This window comes from Pseudomonas sp. ES3-33, assembly GCF_000952175.1.
Lineage (GTDB): Bacteria > Pseudomonadota > Gammaproteobacteria > Pseudomonadales > Pseudomonadaceae > Aquipseudomonas > Aquipseudomonas gregormendelii.
Window position 1 is genome coordinate 1 of record NZ_JZRI01000068.1, and the last position, 2,821, is coordinate 2,821.

At 60.0% G+C, this 2,821-nt stretch carries 1 protein-coding gene; it reads left to right on the forward strand.

Going from position 1 to position 2,821, the window contains the following annotated elements; genetic code table 11:
* Nucleotides 1-2,821, forward strand: a 2,821-nt coding sequence (locus UB23_RS12470) for a beta strand repeat-containing protein (protein WP_045059627.1), incomplete at both ends; no start/stop codon positions are given.

Sequence of the window (2,821 nt, forward strand, 5' to 3'; positions counted from 1 at the left end):
GTTCCGGTAGCAATGTCACTTCGACCCTGAACATCAGCGTCACCCCGGTCGATGACAACTTCACCGATGCCAGCGAAACGGTCTCCACCCTGGAAGACACTGCAGTGACCGGCAGCGTCCTCACGGGTACCTCGAGCGTCGACGGCGACGTGACCGTGGTCAACTTCACCATCGGTGCGGACACCTACACCGCTGGTAGCACCGCGACTATCGCCAATGTCGGCACCTTGGTGATTGGGACGAACGGGGCGTACACCTTTACTCCGGCTGCCAACTACAACGGCAGCGTGCCAGTGGTCAGCTACACCGTCACCGACGGTTCCGGTAGCAATGTCACTTCGACCCTGAATATCAGCGTAACCCCGGTCGATGACAGCTTCACCGATGCCAGCGAAACGGTCTCCACCCTGGAAGACACTGCAGTGACCGGCAGCGTCCTCACGGGTACCTCGAGCGTCGACGGCGACGTGACCGTGGTCAACTTCACCATCGGTGCGGACACCTACACCGCCGGCAGCACCGCGACTATCGCCAACGTCGGCACCCTGGTGATCGGGACGAACGGGGCGTACACCTTTACTCCGGCCACCAACTACAACGGCAGCGTGCCAGTGGTCAGCTACACCGTCACCGACGGTTCCGGTAGCAATGTCACCTCGACCCTGAACATCAGCGTCACCCCGGTCAATGACCCGAGCGTCCTGACTGCGGATACCAAAACGGTCGATGAAGACAATGTTGCAACCGGCAACGTGCTCGGCAACGACATAGATGTCGACAACACTCTGAGTGTCGCGACATTCACCGTACAAGGCGTCACCGGTTCCTTTACTGCGGGTCAAGTCGCTACTATCGCTGGCGTCGGCACCGTGACTATCGCCGCCAACGGCGACTACAGTTTCACCCCAGCGGCCAACTGGAACGGCACTGCTCCGCAGATCAGCTACACCACCAACACCAATTCCATCAGCACGCTGGACATCACTGTCAACTCGGTCAACGACGCTCCGACCGTCAGCACCACCTCCGCCAGCGGTGATGAAGATCATCTGATTACCGTGCAGCTGGGCGGCAATGACATCGACGGCAGCGTCGACCATTTCAGCCTGACCAGCCTGCCAGCCAATGGCGTTTTTTACGCTGACGCCGCCGGGACCATCGAGTTGACCGCCAGCAGCGTGATCTCCGCAACCGCCAACGGCGCAACGATTTACTTCAAGCCTACCGGCGACTGGAGTGGTACCACCCACTTCACCTACAGCTCGACCGACAACCAGGGCATGCCTTCCGCGTCTCCGGCAACTGGCACAATCGTCGTCGCACCAATAACCGATACCCCAAGCCTGTCACTGACCGGTGGCGGTCTAGTCGTCTCGACTGACCTGCAAGAAGTCGTGCTGAAAAGTGCCCATGGCGACGTTGCTGTCAGCAAGCTCGGTAACGGCGTTTGGCACACTGACAACAACGGTGGCATGGTCGAAATCGGCAAGGCCAGCGTCTACGGTGCCGGCGGCGATAATCAGGTCATCGAACTGGAACGTAATTCCGGTGATGCGGCCAACCTCTACACCACCATCGATGCCCAGGCTGGTACCACCTACAACGTGTCGTTCGACTATGCACCGCGGGCTGGTGTGGATAACTCGCTCATCAATGTGTACTGGGGTGGCCAACTCATTGGCACCCTGAACACCGCGACCGCCGGCATGCAGCACTACAGCTTTGACATTCCGGTCACAGCCGATGGCAACCAGAAGCTCGAGTTCCGCGCCGGGGACAGCAACAGCCTGGGCGGCGTGCTGGACAACATCAATGTCACTCAAGTGCTCAACTCGGGCCTTGAAGACACCGCGATTCTGCTGTCAACCATCCAGGCCCACACCAACGACGCCGACGGCTCGGAAACACTCACTATCACACTGAGCGACTTGCCGACGGGTTCCAGTCTCACCGATGGCATCCACACCTTCAATGCAACCAACGGCTCGACCTCCGTGGACCTCGCGGGCTGGAACTTGTCCACGCTCAAGCTGACACCGCCGACGAACTTCAATGGCGACATCACCCTGACCGTAACGGCCACTGCCAAAGACGGCGATGCCCCAAGTGCCAGCACTTCACTGCCACTAGTTGTGCACGTTGCGGCCGTCGATGACGCAAGCTTGCTGCAGCTGGACCGGATCACCGTCGACGAAGACCATGATGCGATCGGCAACGTGCTGACCAACGACCACGATGTCGACAATGTCCTGAGCGTTACCGGTTTCACCGTGAACGGGGTCAACGGTAGCTTCACCGCGGGCCAGACCGCGACCATTATCGGTGTCGGAACGCTGATCATCGCCAGCAACGGCGACTACACCTTCAAGCCGGCGGCCGACTGGAATGGCAACGTCCCACAGGTAACCTACACCACCAGCACTGGCTCGAGCAGTACCCTGAATATCAGCGTCACCCCGGTCGATGACAGCTTCACCGATGCCAGCGAAAGGGTGTCCACCCTTGAAGACACTGCCGTTACCGGCAGCGTCCTCACGGGTACCTCGAGCGTCGACGGCCCGGTCAGCGTTCTCAACTTCACCATCGGTGCGAACACCTACACCGCTGGCACCACGGCGACCATCGCCAATGTCGGCACCTTGGTGATCGGCGCGAACGGGGCGTACACCTTTACTCCAGCCGCCAACTACAACGGCAGCGTGCCGGTGGTCAGTTACACCGTCACTGACGGCTCCGGTAGCAATGTCACTTCGACCCTGAACATCAGCGTCACCCCGGTCGATGACAGCTTCACCGATGCCAGCGAAAGGGTGTCCACCCT